Source organism: Dethiosulfovibrio faecalis (assembly GCF_021568795.1).
GTDB classification, from domain to species: domain Bacteria; phylum Synergistota; class Synergistia; order Synergistales; family Dethiosulfovibrionaceae; genus Dethiosulfovibrio; species Dethiosulfovibrio faecalis.
In genome coordinates, this window is sequence record NZ_JAKGUE010000007.1 from 77,217 (window position 1) to 98,309 (window position 21,093).

Annotated in this window: 18 protein-coding genes; 15 read left to right on the forward strand and 3 right to left on the reverse strand. The window is 58.1% G+C overall.

Annotated elements, in window-relative coordinates; genetic code table 11:
- Nucleotides 1-12: 12 nt before the first annotated feature.
- The 5 genes from L2W58_RS06940 (at nucleotide 13) to dapF (ending at nucleotide 6,437) form a co-directional block, all read left to right on the forward strand.
- On the forward strand, nucleotides 13-1,020 hold the full coding sequence (locus L2W58_RS06940; protein ID WP_236102622.1) for a proline racemase: 1,008 nt from the start codon (nucleotides 13-15) through the stop codon (nucleotides 1,018-1,020).
- Nucleotides 1,021-1,174: 154 nt separating this feature from the next.
- Complete coding sequence (locus tag L2W58_RS06945) at nucleotides 1,175-2,062, forward strand: TSUP family transporter (RefSeq protein WP_236102623.1); 888 nt, start codon at nucleotides 1,175-1,177, stop codon at nucleotides 2,060-2,062.
- Nucleotides 2,063-2,565: 503 nt separating this feature from the next.
- Nucleotides 2,566-3,846: a diaminopimelate decarboxylase gene (lysA, locus tag L2W58_RS06950; protein ID WP_236102624.1), complete on the forward strand. Its 1,281-nt coding sequence runs from the start codon at nucleotides 2,566-2,568 to the stop codon at nucleotides 3,844-3,846.
- 28 nt (nucleotides 3,847-3,874) lie between these two features.
- Entirely contained in the window at nucleotides 3,875-5,557 is a 1,683-nt protein-coding gene (locus tag L2W58_RS06955; RefSeq protein ID WP_236102625.1) for a Na+/H+ antiporter NhaC family protein, read from the forward strand.
- Nucleotides 5,558-5,615: 58 nt separating this feature from the next.
- Nucleotides 5,616-6,437, forward strand: coding sequence for a diaminopimelate epimerase (gene dapF / locus L2W58_RS06960; RefSeq protein WP_236102626.1), 822 nt, complete (start codon nucleotides 5,616-5,618; stop codon nucleotides 6,435-6,437).
- On the opposite strand, the gene L2W58_RS06965 is transcribed toward dapF, so the two are convergent.
- On the reverse strand, nucleotides 6,434-6,709 hold the full coding sequence (locus L2W58_RS06965) for a hypothetical protein (protein WP_236102627.1): 276 nt from the start codon (nucleotides 6,707-6,709) through the stop codon (nucleotides 6,434-6,436). The two genes, dapF and L2W58_RS06965, sit on opposite strands and share 4 nt — an antisense overlap.
- 119 nt (nucleotides 6,710-6,828) lie before the next feature.
- On the opposite strand from L2W58_RS06965, the gene L2W58_RS06970 reads away from it, so the two are divergent.
- From L2W58_RS06970 to L2W58_RS06990, 5 genes are all read left to right on the forward strand, one after another.
- The gene (locus L2W58_RS06970) at nucleotides 6,829-10,101 is read left to right on the forward strand and encodes an AsmA-like C-terminal region-containing protein (protein ID WP_236102628.1); all 3,273 of its coding nucleotides are present in this window, start codon (nucleotides 6,829-6,831) and stop codon (nucleotides 10,099-10,101) included.
- A 120-nt stretch (nucleotides 10,102-10,221) separates the two neighbouring features.
- Nucleotides 10,222-11,343: a glutamate 5-kinase gene (gene proB, locus L2W58_RS06975; RefSeq protein WP_236102629.1), complete on the forward strand. Its 1,122-nt coding sequence runs from the start codon at nucleotides 10,222-10,224 to the stop codon at nucleotides 11,341-11,343.
- A 26-nt stretch (nucleotides 11,344-11,369) separates the two neighbouring features.
- Complete coding sequence (locus tag L2W58_RS06980; protein ID WP_236102630.1) at nucleotides 11,370-12,614, forward strand: glutamate-5-semialdehyde dehydrogenase; 1,245 nt, start codon at nucleotides 11,370-11,372, stop codon at nucleotides 12,612-12,614.
- 9 nt (nucleotides 12,615-12,623) lie between these two features.
- Entirely contained in the window at nucleotides 12,624-13,550 is a 927-nt protein-coding gene (locus L2W58_RS06985) for a D-alanine--D-alanine ligase family protein (RefSeq protein ID WP_236102631.1), read from the forward strand.
- Between the two features lie 333 nt (nucleotides 13,551-13,883).
- Nucleotides 13,884-14,645 carry a hypothetical protein gene (locus L2W58_RS06990; protein ID WP_236102632.1) on the forward strand — a complete coding sequence of 254 codons (762 nt, stop codon included), beginning with the start codon at nucleotides 13,884-13,886 and terminating at the stop codon, nucleotides 14,643-14,645.
- A 45-nt stretch (nucleotides 14,646-14,690) separates the two neighbouring features.
- Here the strand turns inward: L2W58_RS06990 and L2W58_RS06995 are convergent, their stop codons facing one another.
- Nucleotides 14,691-15,212 carry a hypothetical protein gene (locus tag L2W58_RS06995; RefSeq protein WP_236102633.1) on the reverse strand — a complete coding sequence of 174 codons (522 nt, stop codon included), beginning with the start codon at nucleotides 15,210-15,212 and terminating at the stop codon, nucleotides 14,691-14,693.
- Nucleotides 15,213-15,432: 220 nt separating this feature from the next.
- Here L2W58_RS06995 and L2W58_RS07000 point away from each other — a divergent pair, with 220 nt between their 5' ends.
- Together L2W58_RS07000 and L2W58_RS07005 are read left to right on the forward strand one after the other, a co-directional pair.
- Nucleotides 15,433-16,548: a hypothetical protein gene (locus tag L2W58_RS07000; RefSeq protein ID WP_236102634.1), complete on the forward strand. Its 1,116-nt coding sequence runs from the start codon at nucleotides 15,433-15,435 to the stop codon at nucleotides 16,546-16,548.
- On the forward strand, nucleotides 16,545-16,964 hold the full coding sequence (locus tag L2W58_RS07005) for a hypothetical protein (protein WP_236102635.1): 420 nt from the start codon (nucleotides 16,545-16,547) through the stop codon (nucleotides 16,962-16,964). The genes L2W58_RS07000 and L2W58_RS07005 overlap by 4 nt, the downstream gene beginning before the upstream one ends.
- Here the strand turns inward: L2W58_RS07005 and L2W58_RS07010 are convergent.
- Nucleotides 16,961-17,503 (reverse strand): hypothetical protein, encoded by a 543-nt coding sequence (locus L2W58_RS07010; RefSeq protein ID WP_236102636.1) that lies wholly within the window; start codon nucleotides 17,501-17,503, stop codon nucleotides 16,961-16,963. The genes L2W58_RS07005 and L2W58_RS07010 overlap by 4 nt on opposite strands.
- A gap of 190 nt (nucleotides 17,504-17,693) precedes the next feature.
- Here L2W58_RS07010 and L2W58_RS07015 point away from each other — a divergent pair, with 190 nt between their 5' ends.
- From L2W58_RS07015 to L2W58_RS07025, 3 genes are read left to right on the forward strand one after another with little or no spacing between them, the layout of a single operon-like run.
- A complete protein-coding gene (locus L2W58_RS07015) occupies nucleotides 17,694-18,482 on the forward strand; it encodes a hypothetical protein (protein WP_236102637.1) in 789 nt (262 codons plus the stop codon).
- Nucleotides 18,479-20,434, forward strand: a complete 1,956-nt coding sequence (locus tag L2W58_RS07020; protein WP_236102638.1) for an Hsp70 family protein — start codon at nucleotides 18,479-18,481, stop codon at nucleotides 20,432-20,434. Before L2W58_RS07015 ends, L2W58_RS07020 begins: the two co-directional genes overlap by 4 nt.
- Nucleotides 20,424-21,047, forward strand: coding sequence for a transglycosylase SLT domain-containing protein (locus tag L2W58_RS07025; RefSeq protein ID WP_236102639.1), 624 nt, complete (start codon nucleotides 20,424-20,426; stop codon nucleotides 21,045-21,047). The genes L2W58_RS07020 and L2W58_RS07025 overlap by 11 nt, the downstream gene beginning before the upstream one ends.
- The last annotated feature ends 46 nt before the right edge of the window (nucleotides 21,048-21,093 follow it).

The following is a 21,093-nucleotide window of genomic DNA, read 5'->3' on the forward strand; positions in this document are numbered from 1 at the left end:
GAGGGCTGTACGATGCAGTTCAAGAAAAACGTCTTTGCCGTTGACTCCCACACTATGGGGGAGCCAACCCGAGTAATCGTAGGTGGGGTTCCAAATATCCCCGGGTTGACCATGCCGGAGAAGAAGAGCTATCTCGAAAATCACATGGACTATCTTCGCACCGCTCTGATGCATGAGCCGAGAGGTCACAACGATATGTTCGGATCCATTCTGACTGCGCCTTCCAGCAGCGAGGCCGATTTCGGGATCATCTTCATGGACGGTGGCGGCTATCTCAACATGTGCGGCCACGGCACCATAGGAGCTTGCACCGTGGCAGTCGAAACCGGCATGGTCGAGATGAACGAGCCGGTTACGAAGGTCGTCTTGGAGGCTCCGGCCGGGCTTGTAAGGGCCGAGGTCCAGGTGAGGGAGAAGAAGGTCAAGGAGGTTTCTTTCGTAAATGTCCCCGCCTTCCTATATAAGAGAGACGTAGAGGTCTTCATGCCTAGCCTGGGGAAGAACGTGAAGCTTGATATCTCCTTCGGAGGTAGCTTCTTCGGTATCATAAACGCTGCCGAGTTCGGCCTATCGGTAGAGGTGGACAAAGCCCAGGAGTTGAAGAGACTTGCGCTTGAGCTGAGAGACATTCTGAATTGTGAGCTCGAAGTAGTTCATCCTCTGCTTCCTCATATAAAGACCGTGGACCTCATAGAGATATTCGATCGTCCTTCAAATCCGGAGGCTAACTACAAGAATCTGGTTGTTTTCGGTCAGGGGCAGCTCGATCGGTCTCCCTGTGGCACCGGAACCAGTGCGAAGATGGCGACCTTATATGCGAAGGATGAACTTAAAATAGGCGAGAAGTTCGTTTACGAGAGCATTATAGGAACGTTGTTCAAGGGAAGGGTTTTAGCGGAGACCTCCGTGGGATCCTTTAAGGCGGTTATCCCGGAAATCACCGGGAGTGCCTATATAACCGGGCTCAACCAGTACGTCATAGACGATGATGATCCGATCGGGTTGGGTTTCGTGATCTGAAGGGGGGATAGCATTTTTGCCCATTGAACGAGAGAGAAGTGCCGAGTGTCTTTTGTGAGCTTGTGTGAGTCGTTATCTTTTTCGGTGGTTTTTTTAATGTTTTTTGTCAGGTTGGCGTTAGGCATGGACTATACTAATCATAGGAGGATAAAAAATGCTATACGGTCTTCTTGGTGCGCTAGGTGTCTTTGGAGCTTATTTTTCGTTCTTTTTCATAAAGGACATGATGGAGTTCAAGGGCAAGATGGAAAAAGGCACTAACTTTATGTTGTCCGGGTTTATGGGGTTCGTCGCCAATTTCTTTGACACCCTCGGCATAGGCAGCTTTGCTCCCCTGACCGCCATGTTGAGGTTCGGAAAGCAGATAGAGGACAGGGTGATACCTGGGACCCTTAACGTCTCCTGCACGTGGCCGGTCCTTCTGGAGGCCTTCATATTCATCTCCGCCATCGATATGGACATGGTCACCCTGATCTCCCTCATAGCGGCCTCGGTGGTTGGTGCCAAGATTGGATCTAAGTGGGTTTCCGGCTTCTCCGAGAAGCGGGTGCAGCTGGTGATGGCTTTCGCCCTTTTGGCCGCGGCCTTCCTCTTCATCGCCGGAGATCAGGGCTGGCTGGCCTTCCAGGGAGAGGCAAGGGGCCTGACTGGTGCCAGGCTCGCCATAGGCATCGTCTTGAATTTCATCTTCGGTGCCCTCATGACCATGGGTGTCGGACTCTACGCTCCTGCCATGGCCATGGTGACCTTCCTTGGAATGAGTCCTCGAGTGGCCTTCCCCGTCATGATGGGCTCCTGCGCCTTCCTTATGCCAGTGGCCTCAGCGGAGTTCGTTAAGCAGCAGGCATACAACAAGAAAGCCTCTTGGGCCATCAACTTGTTCGGTGTGATCGGCGTGTTGATAGCGGCCTTCATCGTCAAGTCGCTGCCCCTGAAGATCTTGAGGTACCTGGTCATAGTCGTGATCTTCTACACTTCGATGACCCTTTTCGCCGCTGCCAGAAAACACAAGGAAATGGAGCTCGAGGTCCAGGAGGCCTAGAGGTCTCGGTGCTGTAGGAACTTCCTGCGAGCATGTCCTCTTGACAGGTTCTCGGCTAGGTGTATAATACAGCGCAAGTTGTTTTCATAGCGATAAAGGCGATGAACCGGAAGCCCCAGCGATCTTTGGCGTTCGACCAGAGAGAGACCTCCATCGGCTGGAAGGGGTCTCGAACGTGATCTCGGGGGATAAGGCCCGGCGAGCCGGAACGGAAAGGCCCTTAGGCCGTAGTACGTCTCCCGGTTGACCTCCGTCAAAGGGTCCGAGCGGGGCGTTTACACGTCCAAGCAGGGTGGTACCGCGGGTATTCAAGACCCGTCCCTACGGTAGGGGCGGGTCTTTTTTTTATACTCTCGGTGGTGCTATGCTTGGAACGTAGACGTCCAAGCAGGGTGGTACCGCGTGCCTTTTACGAAGGCTCGTCCCTGAGTGGGATGGGTCTTCGTTTTTTTGTTCCGATGGATTTTATCTTATCAGAGAGATGATGCGAGGTGGTGGGGTTTATGAGCGGTATGGTTTTCGACGGGTGCGACGTGACCGAGTTGGCCGAGAGGTTCGGCACGCCCCTTTACGTGATGTCCGAGACGGAGCTAAGGCGGAGGATGAGGGCGGTCAAGAGTGCCTTTTCCGAGAGGTACGAAGACGTGGAGGTCCTCTACGCAGGTAAGGCCTTTCTGCCCAGGGCGATGTGCGCCCTGGTGAAGTCAGAGGGGTTGGGGCTGGACGTGGTCTCCTCCGGCGAGATCCATACGGCGGTGAGCGTCGGTTTTCCCATGGAGCGGGCCTATTTTCACGGCAACAACAAGACCGCCGAGGACATGGCCATGGCCATGGACGTCGGAGTGGGACGTTTCGTGGTGGACAACCGGGACGAGCTGGACCTTTTGGCCAGTATGGCCGAGGAAAGTAAGACGGAGGTCTCCGTGTTGTTCCGCCTGGCTCCCGGGGTCAGCGGCGACACCCATCGCTATATCCAGACGGCCCACACGGATTGCAAGTTCGGTATGCCCCTTCTGGGTGAGGGACTGAGGGACTGCGTCGAGACGGCTATGAAGGCTCCCTACGTTAAGCTGCTGGGGTTCCATTTCCACGTAGGTTCCCAGCTGATGGAGAACAGGGCCTATCTGGAGGCCCTGGGGGTTCTGGGAGATCTTATGAAAACCCTAAGAGAGGAGATCGGCTTCGAGACTAAAGAGCTCAACGTCGGAGGCGGCATAGGCATACCCTACGGCAAGGATCAGAGAGAGGTGGACCTGGACTCTTTCCTGGGCTGCGTAGTGGAGACCGCCGAGAGGATATGTTCCGAGAGGGGAATGGCAAGGCCCAGACTGGTGATAGAGCCGGGCAGATGGATAGTCGGTCCGTCTGGGATCACCCTGTACCGGGTCGGCACGGTCAAGGAGATACCGGGAATAAGGACCTACGTCAGCGTCGACGGGGGCATGACGGACAATCCCAGGCCCTCCCTGTATCAGGCCGAGTATCGGTGCGTCCTGGCTAACAGGATGGACGAACAGCCCGATTCGGTGGTGACGGTGGCAGGCAGGTGCTGCGAGTCCGGCGATATCCTGATAAAGGACGCCGAGCTGCCTCTCCCCGAAAGAGGCGACGTCGTAGCGGTCTTCGACACCGGAGCCTACAACTTTTCCATGGCGAGCGGATACAACCGGCTCAGACGGCCGGCGGTGGTCCTGGTCAAAGACGGCGAGGCACGATGCATCGTTGAGCGTCAGTCTTTCGACGATCTGATAAAGGGCGAATCGGTTCCGGAGGATTTGCTTTGATATTCCATTTTTTCAGGAGGTTTTCGTTATGAGATCGATCTACCGTTTTTCTTCCGCCCTGGTCCTGTCTCTGGCATGGGCCCGGTGCGCTTTCGCCGCCGACGGCGTCGTTCCCGACTTCGGCGTGCTGTCCCTTCTTCCTCCCGTCATAGCCATAGGCCTGTGCGTGGTTACAAAGGAGGTAATCCCCGCCCTCTTCGTAGGTTCCTGGATGGCCGGCACCATGTTGGCCGGGTGGAATCCGGTGGTGGGCTTCGGCAACGCGGTCGAGTCGCTCTGGAATGGCCTGGGCGATCCCTGGGGGGCCAGGATAGTCCTTACCTGTCTCACCATGGGAGGCCTGGTCGGGGTCATGCAGGTCGGAGGAGGGGTGGACGCGGCGGTGCGCTGGCTCTCCAAGAAGATCTCCAGCAGCAGACGTGCCATGTTCTTCACCGAGCTGTCCGGCTTCGTCATCTTCTTCGAGGACTACGTCAACACCGCCGTGGTGGGGACAACGATGGCCCCTGTTTCCGATCGCTACAGGGTGTCCAAGGAGAAGCTCTCCTACATAGTGGACAGCACGGCGGCTCCTATCGCCTGTATAGCCGGGATATCCTCCTGGGTGGCCTATATGGTGGGCCAGATAGGTATGCAGTTCAACGAGCTTGGCATAGAGGCGTCGGCCTACGTGACCTATCTGAAATCCATCCCCTTCGTGATCTACAACGTGGTGGCGCTGGCCTTGCTGACCTACGTGGTGCTCTCCGGCAGGGATTTCGGCCCCATGCTGACGGCGGAGAGGCGGGCAAGAAAGACCGGAAAGCTTCTGAGGGAGGGAGCTCAGCCACTTAGTTCCACCGACGCCGACCCGGACCTGTCTCCTGCGGACGAGACTCCCAGGAGGGTGATAAACTTCGTCCTTCCCCTGTTTTTCCTTATAGGGACTATCTTCTCCATGCTGGTGATCACAGGAGGATGGCCCAACGTGGGTCTGGCCGAGGCCATCGGAGAGGGAAGCAGTTCCAAGGCTCTGGTCTACGGAGCCTTCGGAGGGACCTTCATGACCATAGTCCTCTACTCGCTACAGGGGTTGGCTCCTCTCAGCAGTATGTTCAGAGGCTTCATGAAGGGAGCCCAGTCCATCTTCGTGGGGTCACTCATACTGATCTTCGCCTGGGGAATAGGCTCGGCCATAAAGTCGGTGGGAACTGCGGGATACATAGTATCTGTGGCGGGAGATATCCTCAGCCCCAGCTGGATACCTCTTCTGACCTTCTTCGTCGGAGCGGTCATCTCCTTCTGTACCGGGACCTCCTACGGAACCATGGGCATACTGATGCCTATCGTGGTGCCCCTGGTGGCGTCGGTTTCGGTCAACGGAGGGGTGGATCCCATGACCCACATGGTCCCCACAATAGGGGCGGTCTTCGCCGGGGCGGTCTGGGGCGACCACTGCAGTCCCATATCGGATACGACGATAATGTCCTCCATGTTCAGCGGGGCGGACCACATGGACCACGTCAACACCCAGGCGCCTTACGCCATATTGGCGGCGATTGGGGCCGGTGCCGGCTATGTGGGAGTCGCCATGGGGATGGGCGCTCCTCTGTGTCTCCTCCTGGCCGTCACCGTGGCCCTGGTGTCCTTCCACGTGATATCCAGTCCTGTAGAGGACTATCGTCCGGACCAGGTTTTCGCCCGATCGGTGTCGACCGGTTCTGCCGATTGAGAATTAAGATGTATCATAGGGGCGGGGCGACCTGCCCCTTTCTATTTACGGTAGGGAGGTGATCCCGTTGAATTTCTGGAAGATGAACGGCAACGGGAACGATTTCGTGGTGATCGACAGGGACGGCATGGCCTACGGACAGCTGGTGGACCTGACCAGACGGGTCTGTCGTAGAAGGAGATCCATAGGAGCCGACGGGGTCTTGGTGGTGGAGCCGTCGGATAACAGCGATTTTAGGATGAGGGTGTTCAACTCGGACGGTTCGGAGGGCGAGATGTGCGGTAACGGCGCCCGCTGCATAGCCCGCTACGCCTTCGAGAGAGGGGTAGCGCCTTTCGAGATGTCTTTCGAGACGATTGCGGGGATAATGAAGGCCAGGGTCGAGGGCAGCTTCGTCAACCTGGATATGGGCGAGGTCGATCTGGGAAAGGGATGGTTCGGTCGAAAGGTGCCTATGGCTGGGGGAGAGGTAGAGGCGGATTTCCTGATCGTAGGAGTGCCTCACCTGGTTATATATCTGGAGGATCCTGAAAAGGTCGACAGAGAGGATCTGATCCGATGGGGCAGAACCCTCCGTGAGGACCGGAGGCTTTTTCCCGAGGGGACCAACGTGAACTTCGTGGGCCCTGTGGACCGGCGGTCTCTTAAGGTTTGGACCTACGAGAGAGGGGTGGAGGATCTGACCGATTCCTGCGGCACCGGTTCCTGTGCCTCTGCCGTTGCGGCGGTCCGACGACTTGACCTGGAGTCGCCCGTAACGGTATGCAATCCCGGAGGGGTCAACATAGTTACGGCCACCTTCAGGGAGGATCTCTGCGATATAGTGCTGGGAGGCGAGACGGCCGTCGTCGCCAAGGGAACCATAGAGGAGGAGGCCTAGGCCTCCTCCTCTTCGTCTTTTTCTTCCTCTGCCGTGTCGTCGCCCATCAGATCGTCTAGGGAGAGATCCAGCGATATCTTGTGAAGTTTGTCCGCCACCTCTATGTTGTGGAGGAACAGTTTTTCCTCAGCCTGTCTTACCAGCTCGTTCTCCTCGGCCTCTCTTATATCCGCCTGGAAGGTGACTGGGCAGTATTTGGTGGCCCCTGCCACCTCTTCGAAGACCTTTTTCTTCTTGCTCTCTTCTTTTTTGTCTTTTTCGCTCTGCGTCATCTCCGGAACACCCCCCCGATTCAAGTTCATCCTATAACAGAGAGGCCCGGTGGTCAACGCTTTCGTTACGGTGTCGTGCTATACTCGTGGCAGCACGATAGACATAAGGAGGGTGTGAAATGAGTAAAAAGACCGTTGTCGGACTTTCGTTAGCTGTTCTCGTAGTCGCGGCCGGATTTTTGCTGGCCGTGACCGACCTCGGTACGGGGGTCGTCAAGAGCCAGGCTACTAAGATACTCTCTCAGACTCTGGAGGCTAAGGTCTCCATGGGAGAGGTCTCGGGCAACCCGGTTAAGGGATACGATATTCGAAACTTGGATATCGTGAAGGACGGGGAGTACTCTTTAAAGGTCCCGTCCATAGAGATCAAAACCAACCTCATGGGTATCTTGGGAAAGGGGGCCCTGGTCAGGCGTCTGTCCCTGGTCGGAGTGGATACCGATCCGGACGAGATTCAGGCCTTGGTTGACGGTCTTCCGAAGTCGGAGGGAAGCGAGCCCTCTTCCATCCCCGTGGAGATAGTCGAGCTCAGGGACTCGTCCTTGGCTCTGCCAGGAGGTAACCTAGAGATATCCCTGCTATCCGCCGCCTTAAACCAGGGAGAGCTTCTGAACTTAGGGTTGAAGCTCGATCTGTCCTATTTGGGACTTCCTGTGAAGGGCGATATCTCCGCTCTATACGGAGGTTCGATGGCCGTAGTCGAATCCGCCAGGCTGTCGGTCGGTTCCGGCACAGTGTCGGTAAAGGGCGATCTGCTGCCCGAACTGACCGCCGAAGGAACCGTCGACGGGCTTAAGCTGGAGGAGCTGGCCAAGCTGTGGCCCCCTCTGGCAGAAGGAGGCATGGAGGGCTCGGCTTCCCTTACCGTAAAGGCCGGGGGCTCTTTGGCCGCTCCCGTTCTCTCTGGAACCATGGGTTTCGAAGGCAAGCTGGCCTCCGTCCCGGTCACGAATTTAAAGGGCAACTGGAGCTATCAGGATATGTCTATGGAGGTCTCGTCTTTGAAGGCGGCAGTGGCGGGGGTCCCCCTTTCGGGAGGTCTCTCCGCCCTTTTCGGACCTGGCAAGCCCAAGGTGGCGCTTAAGCTGGACGCGTCCGACGCCGATCTTGGCAAACTCAGAGGGACTTATTCCCAGATCCCCAAGGAGGTCTCCGGGGTGATCGATTCCGTAGCGGTGGACCTCAGCGGCCCGGTGGACGGGCTGAAGGGTACCGTCAAGGCTCGGGCCGAGAGCCTTTCCCTTTGGGGTCAGACCCTTTCTCAGAGTTGGATCTCGGTGGTAATGGATCCCAAAGGGGTGGCCAAACTGTCGTCAAAGACGGTTCTTCAGGGACAGCCAGCCTATCTCGAGGGCACAGTTTCCTTCATGGACGACTCCCCTCAGGTCGACCTGCTTCTGAAGGCCAGAAAGGTCTCCACCGAGTTGGTGGCGGCCCTCACCGGTGCGGATATCCCGGTGGAAGGGGATCTGGACCTGGACGTTACGATCAAGGGGCCTTTGGCCGGACCCTCCATCAAGGGCAAGGTCAGCTCGCCCTCTCTGTCCGGCTTCGGTCAGAACATAGGGCAGCCGTCGGTCAACTTCGCCCTGAAGGGCTCCGACCTGGAGATCCCCTCCGCCAAGGCCGAGTGGTTCGGAGCTCCTATCACCGCTTCCGGCCTGGTCTCGATCGGAGGCAAGTCGCCTAAGCTTTCCATGAAGGGGAAGCTGGGCGGTCTGGACCTCGCCAAGGTGGCTGCCGGGTTCGATCTGCCCAGCGGCCTTCTGTCCGGATTGGTCGACGGTTCGTTGAATCTCGACGGTCCTCTGGACGGCCTAGGGGTGGACCTGGCCCTGTCTTCGGGAAAACTTTCCCTGGCTGGGCTTCCCGTGGAGAAGGTCGACCTGGGCCTTACCGGCGATTCGTCGGCCCTCAAGGTATCCAGAGGATCGGCGATGGTTTCCGGCGGCTCCGTGGAGGCGTCGGGCTCGATATCCCTGGTGGACGGTCCCGTCCTGGACCTGGCTCTGGAGGGCTCGAAGATAATGTTGGAGAAGTCAGTCGAGCTGCCTCTCCAGGCCGCCGTTTCCGGCACGATAAGGGCAAAGGGTCCCGCCGCCTCTCCTGAGGTCTCCATGGCTCTGTCCAGTCCCAAGGTCGTGGCCTGGGGGGTCGGAGTCGACGGAGTGTCGGCCTCTCTGACCTACAAAGACGGTATGGTGGACCTCAAGGAGGCGGTTGCCTCTGTGGGAGGACGCCCTCTGTCGTTAAAGGGAAAGATGGACGCCTCGGGATCGGTGCCCAAGGGTAGCTTCGAGCTCTCCGGGCCGGACCTGGACCTCTCCAAGGCTACCAAGGATATAGTGGACGCCGATGCCTACGGAATAGGTGGCAAGCTTTCCGTGGCCTTCAAGGGAACCTTCGAGGGAGAGACGGGCAGCGGATCGGGATACGTCAAGTCTCCTCCCTTCACGGTTATGAACATAGCGATCAAGAACCTGAACTGTCCTCTGAAACTGTCTGGGACAAAGCTGGATGCCCCCGAGGGCACGGCCGATCTGTACGGAGGAAAGGTCGTCAGCTCTGCGTGGATCGATTTCGGAACGATGAAGTTTTCCAAGAAGGTCTCCCTGTCCGGAACCGACGTGGCCCCCCTAATAAAGGACTTCGCCGGAACCAAGGGAACGGTGACGGGAACGGCCAAGGCTAAATTTTCCGCATCAGGCGTTCTAAGTCCCTTCGCCATGAAGGGAGAGGGGACCCTTGACCTCGGCGGCGGCAGGCTGACAGGCTTCCCGATCGCCGATATGGCGGCGTCCCTCTACGGTTCCGACGGCATCTCCTACGCCAAGGGACACGGTGATTTCCGGATGGTGGACATGGTGCTCCACCTGGACAAGGGAACCCTGGTCACCGCCAGAGAGGGTGACCCGATATATAGGACCATGGCTGTGATAGGAACGGTCGGTCCGGATAAGAAGCTGAACCTGTCCTGCTCCGGAGAGGTCAACGTCAAGCTCCTCAACGCGGCTGTGGGAGCCGGTCTCGGTGGTCTGGCCGGGGGCGGAGTCGGAACCCTGGCGGCGGTTGTAGGAGGGGTCTTAGGCGGAGCCCAGCAGGGTATCGTCAAGGACGATTTCAGGGATATCTCCTTCCGGGTCGCGGGCACCATGGACTCGTCGTCCGTCAAGGATCTCAAGATAGGTCCCTCCAAGATAGCTCCGGAGAAGACCGAAGCCGCTCCGGCGGAGGAGATAGTTCCCTCGGTTCCTAAGGATGTCGTCTCCGGCGTCTCCGAGGACGTTCAGGAACCCGCTCAGCCCAAGAAGCTGGAGGACCAGCTGAAGGAGGCCGTCGAGGAAGAGGCGGGGAAGCTCCTTCAGGGTATCCTGGGAGGCGGCAAGGACTGACGTCTTTCCGGTGTCTTCGATCTTTAGAGGGGGGAGAGAGGGATTGTGCCTCTCTCCCCTTTTCCTTAGAGGTGTATAATTTCATCACCGCGACATATTTAAACCATTGGGGTGAAGACCATGGACAGATCGGATCTTAGAAATTGCCGAAGGATCGTTGTAAAGGTGGGAACGAGCACGGTCACCCATCCGACGGGGAAACTCAACCTCCTTCGGATGGAGCGTCTGGCAAGAGCCCTTTCGGACCTGCACAACCAGGGCAAGGACGTGATTTTGATAAGCTCCGGTGCCGTAGGAGCCGGGGTGGGCAGGATGGGTCTCAGGGAGCGACCGTCGACCCTTCCCATGAAACAGGCTCTGGCGGCGGTCGGTCAGGCATCTTTGATGCAGATGTACGAGAAGTTCTTCGGGGAGTACGGTCAGAACGTGGGACAGGTCCTTCTGACCAGGGACGCCTTCGACGATAGACATAGATATCTTAACGTCAGGAACACCCTGTGCGGGCTTCTGGAGCTGGGAGTCGTGCCGATAATAAACGAAAACGATACCGTGGCTGTCGACGAGATCAAGTTCGGAGACAACGATACCCTGTCCGCCCTGGTCGCGGTGGCGGTCCAGGCCGATCTGCTGATAATACTGTCCGATATAGACGGCCTGTACGACCGTAACCCGAAGGAGCATCCGGACGCCACCAGACTGTCGGTGGTGGCCGATATCTCCGACGAGATCAGGGCCAACTCTACCGGGAGGGGGTCAAGCTTCGCCAGCGGAGGGATGTACACCAAGCTGGCCGCTGCGGACATAGTCCTTCCGGCGGGGATACCGATGGTGATAGCCAGCGGGGGAGAGGACAGGATCACCCGGAGAATCCTGGAGGGCGAGGAACTCGGCACTCTGTTCGTGCCCTATCAGACCGGCAGACACGCCAGGAAACAGTGGATCACATCAGGGGCGAGACCTCAGGGGGTTCTCGTCATAGACGACGGTGCCGTAGAAGCGCTTACAGAGGGAGGCGGAAGTCTTCTGCCCTCGGGTGTAATAGCGGTCAGAGGCGAGTTCTCCAGAGGACAGATCGTCTCCATTCAGGAGATCAAGGGAGACGAGATAGCCCGAGGGCTCTCCAACTACGACAGCTCGGAGATACTGGCTATATTGGGGCATCAGAGCGAGGAGATCGCCGATCTTCTGGGAGACAAGGACTTCGACGAGGTGGTCCACAGGGACAATCTCGCCGTTTTATGATCGTATTATTTTTGGGGGTATGAAAAGTGGAAGAAAAGCTTAGATTGATGGGGCTCTCCGCTCGGGAGGCGGCCAGAAACCTTGCCTTGATGGGGAGGAAAGATAAGGACCGAGCCCTGAGGGAGATGGCCTCGTCGATACGTTCCCATCGGGATTCCATCATGGAGGCCAACGGCTTGGATCTGGAGGAGGGCCGGAAGACCGGTCTGTCCGAGCCTCTTCTGGAGCGGCTGACCCTGGACTACAAGAGGATAGAGGCTATGGCGTCGGGGCTCGAGCAGATAGCGGCGCTGCCGGATCCGATAGGGGCCGGTCTGGGCAGCTGTATAAGCGAGGACGGCCTGGAGATATCCAGGGTCAGGGTTCCTCTCGGGGTGATAGGGATGATATACGAGTCCCGTCCCAACGTTACCGCCGACGCGGCGGGACTCTGCCTCAAGTCGGGAAACGCTGTGATACTGAGAGGCGGCAGGGAGGCGTATCACTCCAACGGTGCCATCGCCGACGCGATAGGAAAGGCCCTTGCGAAGGTCGATTTTCCTGCCGGAGCGGTTCAGCTGCTGGACGACCCCGGCAGGGAGGCCACCCAGGCTCTCATGGGTTTGGAGTCTCTGGACGTTCTCATACCGAGAGGCGGAAAGGGGCTGAAGGCCGCGGTCAGAAAGCACGCCACTGTTCCGGTGATAATGACAGGCATGGGACTCTGCCATCTCTACGTGGATAGCTCGGCCGACGTGGACATGGCCGTCAGGATCGCCGTAAACGCCAAGGCTCAGAGACCCTCGGTCTGTAACAGCATAGAGACCCTTCTGGTCCATTCCGACGTGGCGTCCCGATTCCTGCCCCCTCTTGTAAAGGCGATGGAGGAAGCTGGCGTGGAGCTTAGGGGCGACGAGAGGGTCAGGAATATCGTGCCGATGAAGTCCGCCGTAGAGGAGGACTGGGACACCGAATATCTGGCTCTGATCCTTTCGATCGGGATGGTCGACTCCCTGGACGAGGCTATGGATCATATCCACCTTCACGGATCGGGACACAGCGAGGCCATAGTCACCAGAGATTACGGCAGCTCCAGGCGGTTCCTGGACGGAGTGGACGCCGCGGCGGTCTACGTCAACGCCTCCACCAGGTTTACCGACGGGGCGGTCTTCGGTCTGGGGGCCGAGATGGGTATAAGCACCCAGAAACTTCACGCCAGGGGACCTATGGGGATAGAACAGCTCACCACGATCAAATTCCGGGTCTCCGGATCGGGTCAGATAAGGTCCTAGGAAGGTTCTATGAGGATATCGGTTTTATGCGGAGGGGACTCTCCGGAGAGGGAAGTCTCCCTGGACAGCGGCAAGGCGGTAGCCGAGGGTTTGAAGGCCAAGGGCCATTCGGTCGAGCTGGTGGATCTGCCGTCTCCTGAGGCCCTGTTCTCCTTCCTGGCCGGTGATCGTCCCGACCTGTGTTTCGTGGCCCTTCACGGAGGATGGGGCGAGGACGGCAGGCTTCAGGCGGTGTTGGATATGGCGGGGGTTCCCTATACCGGTTCGGGGCCGTCTGGCTGTGCCGTTGCGATGGACAAGACCCTCTCCAAAGGGGCTTTCGCGGCGGCGGGGCTCGACGTCCCCTGGGGCGTGGCGGTCCATCCCGGCGAGGGAGCCTCTCCTGTGGAGGCTCTCTCCAGATGGGGGACCCTGGTGGTGAAGCCCTGTTGCGGAGGCAGTACCGTGGCGACCTACATAGTCTCCGAGGAGGACGAACTGAGGAAGGCCCTTCGGTCCGCGTGGAATCTAGAGAACAGGGCTCTGGTGGAGGCCTATGTGGCCGGCAGGGAGCTTACCGTGACGGTGATGGAGGAAAGAGGGATTCCCAGGGCCTTCCCGATAGTGGAGATCCTTCCCGACGGGGATTTCTATGATTACAGATCCAAGTACGGCGGGGGCAGTCGTTACGTCTCTCCGGCGATTCTGGACCCGTCGGTGGTGGACGTGGTTTCCCGGTTCGCCGAGATAGCCCACAGGGTATCGGGGTGTTCCATCTACTCCAGGGTGGACATAAGACTGGACGGTAAAAATCGTCCTTTCGTGTTGGAGGTAAACACCGTTCCCGGTATGACCTCCAACAGTTTGGTTCCCAAGGCGGCCAGAGCGGGTGGATTCTCCTTTCCCGACCTGCTGGATCACATAGTGGAGGAGTCCATGGCGTCTTTTTCCCGTTGAATCGGAATATCTCGTTAACGACAGGGGGGGCTTGCGAAACGCAAGCGCCCCCCCTGTCGTTTTGTTGTATATGACGATCGATATGATATACTTGTATCGGAGTTTAGCTTGTTTCCGCTCGATTGTTGCCACAACCTCCTTTTTCCTCGGGCTTTTATCTGTTAGTGATTTCTATCTCGTCTTTTTTCTACCTTCGAAAGTAAATCGAGTTTGCCCGAAATCGGCTGTTTTCCCTTTCGGAAGCGGGAGGTCTAGGCGTCTTCGTTGTATTGAAGATTGAAAATTAAAAAAGCCCCGTCCTGCGGGGATCACATCTCAGAGGAGGGATGTCTCATGCTGTCCGACAGAGACAGAAAGCTTCTTTATCTTCACCGTCACGGTAGCTCCTTGCCGATACCTGCTAGGCTATGCCGTCTGGGCATGGAGGATTACGACGAGATTATGGCCTTGAACTCCAGGGTATACAGGGAGGTCGGCGACGAAGATATATATGCCTCGGAGAACTCCATAGAGAGAAACCTCTCAGGAGAGGGGTTTGCCCTCGGGGTCAAGGCAGGTGGCCTTTTGGTGGCATTGTGCGTCTTTTCCTGGGTCTTGGAGGATATGTTCAAGGTGGTGGAGGGGACGTATCTGGACAGCTGGAGCCTGGAGCAGTTCGCCATGAGGGATATAGTCGTGGTGGACAGGGATTTCCGTGGAAACGGGCTGCACCGGATGCTTATATCCGCATCGGGGTCTTTCATCCCATCCAGCAGGCGTTACGTCATCTCCACCGTCTCTCCCAGAAACTGGGCTAGCCTGAAGAACGTACTGGCCGAGGGATACTACGTCGTTTCCTGTAAGAAACTTTACGGAGGACACACCAGGTTCATCACCTGGCAGGATCTGGACGATCCGATGGTGATAGCCAGACCCCTTCACCTGAGGATTCCGTCGGGAGAGGTTGAGCATCATCGCAGGGTTCTCGCCATGGGGGCTGTTGGTTACGAACTGGACAGGGCCGGACCGGACGTCGTTCTCCGTTACGGCAAGGGGGTAAGGCGATCCATGATGATCTCCTCTATCCTGGGAGACGAGGACAGCCAGGTAAGCTAAAAAAAATCGGAGACCGAATCCAATCGGTCTCCGTTTTTTTCTTTTTTAGGGAAGTCTTAGGTTGCTGATGATTTCCCTGATGAGCTGATCTCTGGCTACCAGGGTCTCCCTAAGGAGCTGGTCGGTGGATTTGTAAAGGGTCTTCATATCCTCGACTGCCTCTACGGCACCGGTGTTGGCCTTGGCGATAACGTCGAGGCGGCTCTCGATGTTCTCGAAGGTGGCCTTTACCTCGGCAAACTGGGCTTCCATCGCCTTGGCGGACTCCATCACGGCGGCCTGGGAGGCTATGGCATCCTGTCTGGCGGCCGCAGTCTGATCCTCAAGACGATCGAGCCTGAGCATTATCCCGGAGAAAAGACCCAGGAAGACCACTACTACGAAAATAAGAAGGCCGTATTTCTTTACCTTGCTCTCGCTCTTCCCCTCGCAGGAGTCGTAGTCGGAGTCGCAGCAGCAGCTGTCGAAATTCTGCTCCTCTTCCTCTGTGACGAACTCGTCCGCCTGGACGTCCATCTCGTCTTGCTCCTCTGCCTTGTTTGCCTTGATGTTGTCGTCTTCGTACATTATCCCATCTCCTTTTGCTGTCCGGCGGACAAACGCCGGAGATTTTTCTCCTGTCTGCCCATCGCTATCGACTTATGTCGAAAATAATAGCATAAATCCGGCTTCGAAGTCTTCCCTGAAAAGCATTATAGCAGGTTCCTCTTCACGATGTGACCCCGTTGACTTTCAGGTCACAAAAACCATACCATGAAACAGTAGAGTAGGGAAAGGAGGGAAGGTCATGAAAAAACTTGTTCTGGTTTTGATCTCGATCATTCTCCTCTCGGTCTGCACGGCCGAGGCTCGGACCATCGAGGCGGAGGGGGAGGCAGCGGTTGTTGAGGGCAACGTATCTGCGGCCAGAGAAGAGGCCAAGAGGCAGCTCTACAGAAACGCTCTGGAGAGGGCCATAGGTGCCAGGGTGGAGGGCATCACGGAGATGAAGGACTTCCAGGTGGTCAGGGACAGGGTTTTCTCCGGATCCAGAGGGTTGGTCAAGAATCTGGAGATATCGAAGGAGTGGCGTACCGAAGACGGAGTCCTGCACCTTAAGGGGCGCTGCGAGGTGGAGGAGACGGCTCTGGACGGGGTTCTCGGTCCGGCCGTGATAGACGCCCTCGGCAATCCCAGGGTGGTGGTCCTGGTGGACGAGATGATAGGAGATGACCGCCCGTTTCTTTCCGCCGCCGAGGGAGAGGTCGAGTCGGCCTTCCAGAGGGCGGGGTATCTCATGCTGGACAAGGGACAGCTGGACGCCATAGCCTCCAAGAGGGTGGAGGCGGCCAAGATAGCCGGTGACGAAGCGGAGCTGGCCGAGCTGGCTCGATACTTCGACGCCGACGTCCTTATCTTCGGCAAGGGACAGTCGTCCTCCTTTACGGCCCAGAAGATGTCGGGTCAGACCATATACGGAGTCAGGACTCTTCTCAAGCTGAAGGCAGTGATAGCCCAGACCGGACAGAGTCTGGCCGTGGAGGTTCCGGAGGTTAGATCCAAGGGGCTCAGCGAGAGGGACGGGGCCGTCAAAGGGCTCAAGGAAGCGGCGAAAAATGCCTCCTCCTCTCTGGTGAACGAGGTGGCCTATGCCTTGACCGGCGGGGGAAACGGCGTCCCCGGTCGCTCGATCAGGGTCTCGGTGGAGGGAATGGACTTCGGGTCCGTCAGGGATCTGGAGGCGGCCCTAAGGGAGTCTCCCGGAGTGGTAGGCGTCTATCGTCGGTCCTTCCGTTCCGGCAGGCTGGAGCTCGACGTCACGGTGGACGGAACGGCGGAGGACGTGGCTGTGATACTGGACGGCAGAGGGCTCGAGGTGGTCGATCTGACCGCCGCGACGGTTGGAGCGAGGCGATCGAGATGAGACGGGTCCCGTTTCTTGCCGTCTTTCTGGTCCTGGCGGTTGGCTCGGTCTGTTCCGCCTCTCCGTCGATTCCGGAACTCTGGATGGCTAACGGCATGGTCCAAGGGACCCAGAGTTTCCGCTACGGAGAGGTCGACTGGGAGAGTGAACTGGCCTACGTGGCGGGAGAGGCCCTTCTGCCCGATAGGGGGACTCCCTCGGAGATGCTGAGGTCTCGAAGGGCCGCCAGGGTGTCCCTCTTTCTCAACTGCTCTCTTCTGTCCCACGAGTTGACAGGAACGGAGCCTCCCGACACCTTCGAGACCGACGGAGCGCTCTTCGAGGACGTGGCGGTTCTAGGAGGAGAGAGGGATGGCCGTTACGTGGTGGGGGCATGGATCCCTCTGGACCGTATCGTCGCCCTCTCGGAGCGCTAGTCCCCTGTGGGCAGGGAGAACCGCAGCTCCAGGCCGTCGCCTTTCGGGCGTATGGTAGCCTTGTCGGGGCTCAGCTCGTCCAGCTCGATGGCGTCCAGTACCGACTTGAGGGCCTGTCTCGTAGCTTCGTCGAAGGCGTCCAGATGGCCTTTCATCTTGTCTCCCAGCTCCTCGAGCTCCTTGGGCAGCTTTATAGACGGTCTCTCTCGTTCCTCTCCGACGGCCAGGTCGTCGGATGGATCCTGATCGGGAAGGTCCACCGGAACCCTTTCGGTGGACCCTATTCCGCCTATGCTGTAGGATTCCACCGTCGGCTTCCGGGGCTTCGTGCGGGGTTTGGGATCGGGGATCACCACCGGAGATGCGATTCTCTCCTCCGTAGCGTCGCCGGATACGTAGCCCGGAGTGGAGATCGGCATATCGGTTCTCTCGTCTTTATCGTCGCCTCTTTTGCCCATGAGACCGACCAAAGTCCCCAGGATCAGGGATATAAGCAGTAATATCAAGGCCATAAGGCCGGAAAAGCCTCTTCTCTTCATTGAACGTCCCCCTTCCCGACCGAGATCGGTCGCTTCGGATATCCCAGCATAATCCAGAGTTCCTATCCCCACAAGTGCCGCAGGATGTATCATAGGGTCTGTCGCGATGTCTGAAGGGCATCTCCGAAAACCTCGGGCGTGAGTTTTTAGAGGTGCCTTGAAATCAGAAGACGAGTTCGGAGGCGTTAACATGGAAGATCTCTATAGATCGGCCGTCCGGGAGGGATTGGAGGAGGCTAAACGATCCCTTCCCGGCGACGACCCGATGAAAAGAGCCTGGAGGGTCGCCCTCTCCAGGATGATAGACGACATGGCTTTGGAAAACCCGGATAGAGAGGGCGCTATAAGGCTGGCTCCTCTGGAGATGGACCCGGGAGACACCCCCTATCTATACGGATTCGACCGGGTCTGGAGCGCCGCACCGGTCTTCATAGGAGCCATGTTGGGTTGGCTTGTCGTCTCCCCCGCCCTGACCTCCCTGGGGATGACAGGGGACTTCCCCCTGTTTCTGGGTACGGCTCTCGGGGCTACTGGGCTGTCCTTCTTCCGTAGAAAGACCGAATCGGTCGACCTGAAGGAGATGGAGAGGCGGCTCGAGACGATGTTGTCCGTCGCAAGGGAGAGGATCGACAGGGCCGTGGAGGACGGAGAAGAGGATTCAAGGAGGGGTTCGGACGATCTCTGGATAGGGAGGGCCCTGACCGATCTGAAGGCCGTCCCTAGGGACCAGCTGGAGACGGCGGTGGAGGCTCTCCTGATAGAGGGAGAGAACCGGGGATACGGAGGTCCGTCGACTTACCGCCCCGGAGTCGATTCTCCTGCCGCTTCGACCATGGTATGGAGCTCCGAGTTATTCGAGACCTACGAGAGCTTCGGACACTACGAGGAGGGCACCCCTGTGACGGTTGAGAGAGCTCCGGTCTTCAGAGACGGATCTCTGGTCGTCAAGGGCCTTGTGCGACGGAGGTCCTCGAGATGACCAGGCCGGTTCTGGCGGTCGACTTCGGTACCTCCAACTCCTATTTCTGCAAGTGTCCTTCTGACGAGCTTCTGCCCTCCCCTGTGGATTTCATCGCGGACCGTACCGGGATGGACACGGTGGTGCTCTACCGAGAGGGAAGATCCCCTCTGGTGGGGTCCATTGCCCTGAACACCTGGGGAGAGGCCACCGAGGAGGAGAGACGATCCCTTAAACTGGTAACCCGTTTCAAGCCCGAGATAGACAGGGACCGTGAGAGCTACAGGGCCGCCGTGGCCTTTCTGTCCTCCGTTAGGGAGGAGGCCGAGGCCAGGCACATCCCCTTCGATCCACGCTCCAGAGAGGTCTATTTCGGGGTTCCCTGTCAGGCCGGCGGATCCTACCTCGACGCATTGACCTCCGCCGCCTTCGATGCCGGTTACGGTAGGGTGAAGACCCTGGAGGAGCCTCTCGGGGCCCTGCTCTACCATATCTCCCAGAGGGACATGGCGCCGTCGGAGGCCATGGGACGGGTGCTGGTGCTGGACTTCGGAGGAGGCACCTGCGATCTGGCCTCCCTGGAGGGGCTGTCGGTTCGATCGTCCTGGGGAGACTGGTCCCTGGGAGGAAGGCTTTTCGACGACCTGTTCTTTCGGATCCTCTGCGAGAGGAACCCCGGTCTGGAGGAGAGTATGGACGAGGGAACGTCCTACTTCGTCCACTGGTATTGGAGCAGGATCCTAAAAGAGAGCTTCTCCACGACCATGGCCCGGGACAGGTCGGTTCTGTGGAGCGGGACCGCCGGAGCCTACGGCGGCATCCGAAGGCTGGGATGGGACGAGTTCATGGAGAGGATCTCCGACTATCGTCCCACCGAGGACATGATCCGTTCAATAGGGGGAGACTGTCCCGGCTCGGACTGTCCGGAAAACCTGGTCACTCGACTTGGGGGCCTCATCCTGGGCTGCGACGGAGCGGATTCGGTCATATTGGCGGGGGGAAGCAGTCTCTGGCCCTTCGTGTCGGACCTCGTACAGAGGATCATGCCCGAGGCCAGGCTGATAAGGAGCGATCAGCCCTACGGGGTCGTCTCCCGAGGTCTGGCTCTGTTCCCGGCGCTGAAGAACAAAAACGGTCAGACCCTGTCGTCGCTCCGGAGAGATCTGCATCGTTTCGTGGAGGAGATCCGGACCGACGTGATCGATCCTGTGCTGGAGGACACTGTGGACCGTGCGTCCGACGACGTGGCGTCCCTTCTGGTCGGAGAGGCTGTAATCCCCGCCCTGGAGGAATTCCGCAGAGCCGGAGGGAAGATCTCCGCCTTCGAAAAGAGGGTGATCTCCGCCATGGAGGACAGAAAGGACTCGGTCGACCGTAAGGTGACGGATCATCTCAGGTCGGCCTCGGAGAAGATCCCCGTCATGGTGCTGGAAAAGCTGGCTCTCTGGTTCAGGAAAAACGGAGTACGGTCCATGCCGAGACATCTGGAACTCGCCCTCGGAGAGGAGGGGCCGGATGTTTTGTCCGCCCTGGACATGAGCGGCATATCCCCCGTGGCGGGACTGTCCTCCGGAATGGACAGGGTCGCAGCTGTCCTGGCCGGAGCCGTGGTCGCCTCTATCTGTGGCGGAGGAGGAATGGCCCTCATAGCCTCGGGCCTGCCCGGACTGCTCCTGGGCGGAGTCATAGGTCTCGGCGGTTACGCGTTGGGTCGGGAGAGGATAAGGAAAGGGTTTAGGGACATATCGATACCTAAGATGATGGCACGAGCCGTCGTATCGGAAGGGACGGTGGAGAAGGCCGTCGCGAGGTCCAGAAAGGCCATCTCCGACGGCCTTCAAGACGGGGTGAGAAGAGAATGGGCCGCTCTGGAGCAGGAGCTTATGGCCTCGGTGGAGGAGATGGTACGAAAGGAGATAGCGGCTTTGTCAATGCTGAATCAACTGGAAGGAGGGGTATCCCGTGAAGACTAGAGCGGTTTCGCCGTTAAGAGCGTCTCGGACTGCACTGTGGGTGATCTTGACTGTGATCTTATCGACACTGGTGTTGCCTCACGCCGCGGAGTCCTACAGCTGGGTCTTCCGGAACAGTCCGGCCTGGAACTACATGGAAAAACACCGGTCCAAACGCTACGCCAAGGCCAGGGTGTCGGTCATGACCTCCTATTTCAAGGCGAAGAACCCCGGCATCAGTGCCAAGGCGGCAAGGACCTACGCGTCTTTGGTGGAGGCCATCTCCGGAAAATACGGCGTGGATCCCTTTCTGGTGTCCTCTATCATAGTGAAGGAGTCCACCGTAAAGGTGAGGGCCAAGAGCGGCAAGGCCTACGGTCTGATGCAGATAAACTGGAAGGCCAACAGAAAGTGGATCCCCAGGGTATTCCCCACGGTAAAATCCGCCTCGAAGCTGCTCCATTCCAAACCTAACATATACGTCGGCTGCTATATGTTGAGGGATGCCCTCAAAAGAGGAGGAAACGTGGACAAGGCCCTGGATATATACAGGGGTAAGAGCATAACCTCCTACCGCACCAAGATACACCGATATTACTCCGATCAGGTGGATATGCTGCGCAAAAAACTTTGATATTGACAAAGGATTCGATGACTCTCAGAAGAGAAGTGCGATGAGA

What these genes read in the sequence shown, in the direction of transcription:
- L2W58_RS06940 (WP_236102622.1), top strand. Translation starts at nt 13, where the DNA reads ATGCAGTTCAAGAAAAACGTCTTTGCCGTTGACTCCCACACTATGGGG.
- L2W58_RS06945 (WP_236102623.1), top strand. Translation starts at nt 1,175, where the DNA reads ATGCTATACGGTCTTCTTGGTGCGCTAGGTGTCTTTGGAGCTTATTTT.
- lysA (WP_236102624.1), top strand. Translation starts at nt 2,566, where the DNA reads ATGAGCGGTATGGTTTTCGACGGGTGCGACGTGACCGAGTTGGCCGAG.
- L2W58_RS06955 (WP_236102625.1), top strand. Translation starts at nt 3,875, where the DNA reads ATGAGATCGATCTACCGTTTTTCTTCCGCCCTGGTCCTGTCTCTGGCA.
- L2W58_RS06965 (WP_236102627.1), bottom strand. Translation starts at nt 6,709, where the DNA reads ATGACGCAGAGCGAAAAAGACAAAAAAGAAGAGAGCAAGAAGAAAAAG.
- L2W58_RS06970 (WP_236102628.1), top strand. Translation starts at nt 6,829, where the DNA reads ATGAGTAAAAAGACCGTTGTCGGACTTTCGTTAGCTGTTCTCGTAGTC.
- proB (WP_236102629.1), top strand. Translation starts at nt 10,222, where the DNA reads ATGGACAGATCGGATCTTAGAAATTGCCGAAGGATCGTTGTAAAGGTG.
- L2W58_RS06985 (WP_236102631.1), top strand. Translation starts at nt 12,624, where the DNA reads ATGAGGATATCGGTTTTATGCGGAGGGGACTCTCCGGAGAGGGAAGTC.
- L2W58_RS06990 (WP_236102632.1), top strand. Translation starts at nt 13,884, where the DNA reads ATGCTGTCCGACAGAGACAGAAAGCTTCTTTATCTTCACCGTCACGGT.
- L2W58_RS06995 (WP_236102633.1), bottom strand. Translation starts at nt 15,212, where the DNA reads ATGTACGAAGACGACAACATCAAGGCAAACAAGGCAGAGGAGCAAGAC.
- L2W58_RS07000 (WP_236102634.1), top strand. Translation starts at nt 15,433, where the DNA reads ATGAAAAAACTTGTTCTGGTTTTGATCTCGATCATTCTCCTCTCGGTC.
- L2W58_RS07005 (WP_236102635.1), top strand. Translation starts at nt 16,545, where the DNA reads ATGAGACGGGTCCCGTTTCTTGCCGTCTTTCTGGTCCTGGCGGTTGGC.
- L2W58_RS07010 (WP_236102636.1), bottom strand. Translation starts at nt 17,503, where the DNA reads ATGAAGAGAAGAGGCTTTTCCGGCCTTATGGCCTTGATATTACTGCTT.
- L2W58_RS07015 (WP_236102637.1), top strand. Translation starts at nt 17,694, where the DNA reads ATGGAAGATCTCTATAGATCGGCCGTCCGGGAGGGATTGGAGGAGGCT.
- L2W58_RS07020 (WP_236102638.1), top strand. Translation starts at nt 18,479, where the DNA reads ATGACCAGGCCGGTTCTGGCGGTCGACTTCGGTACCTCCAACTCCTAT.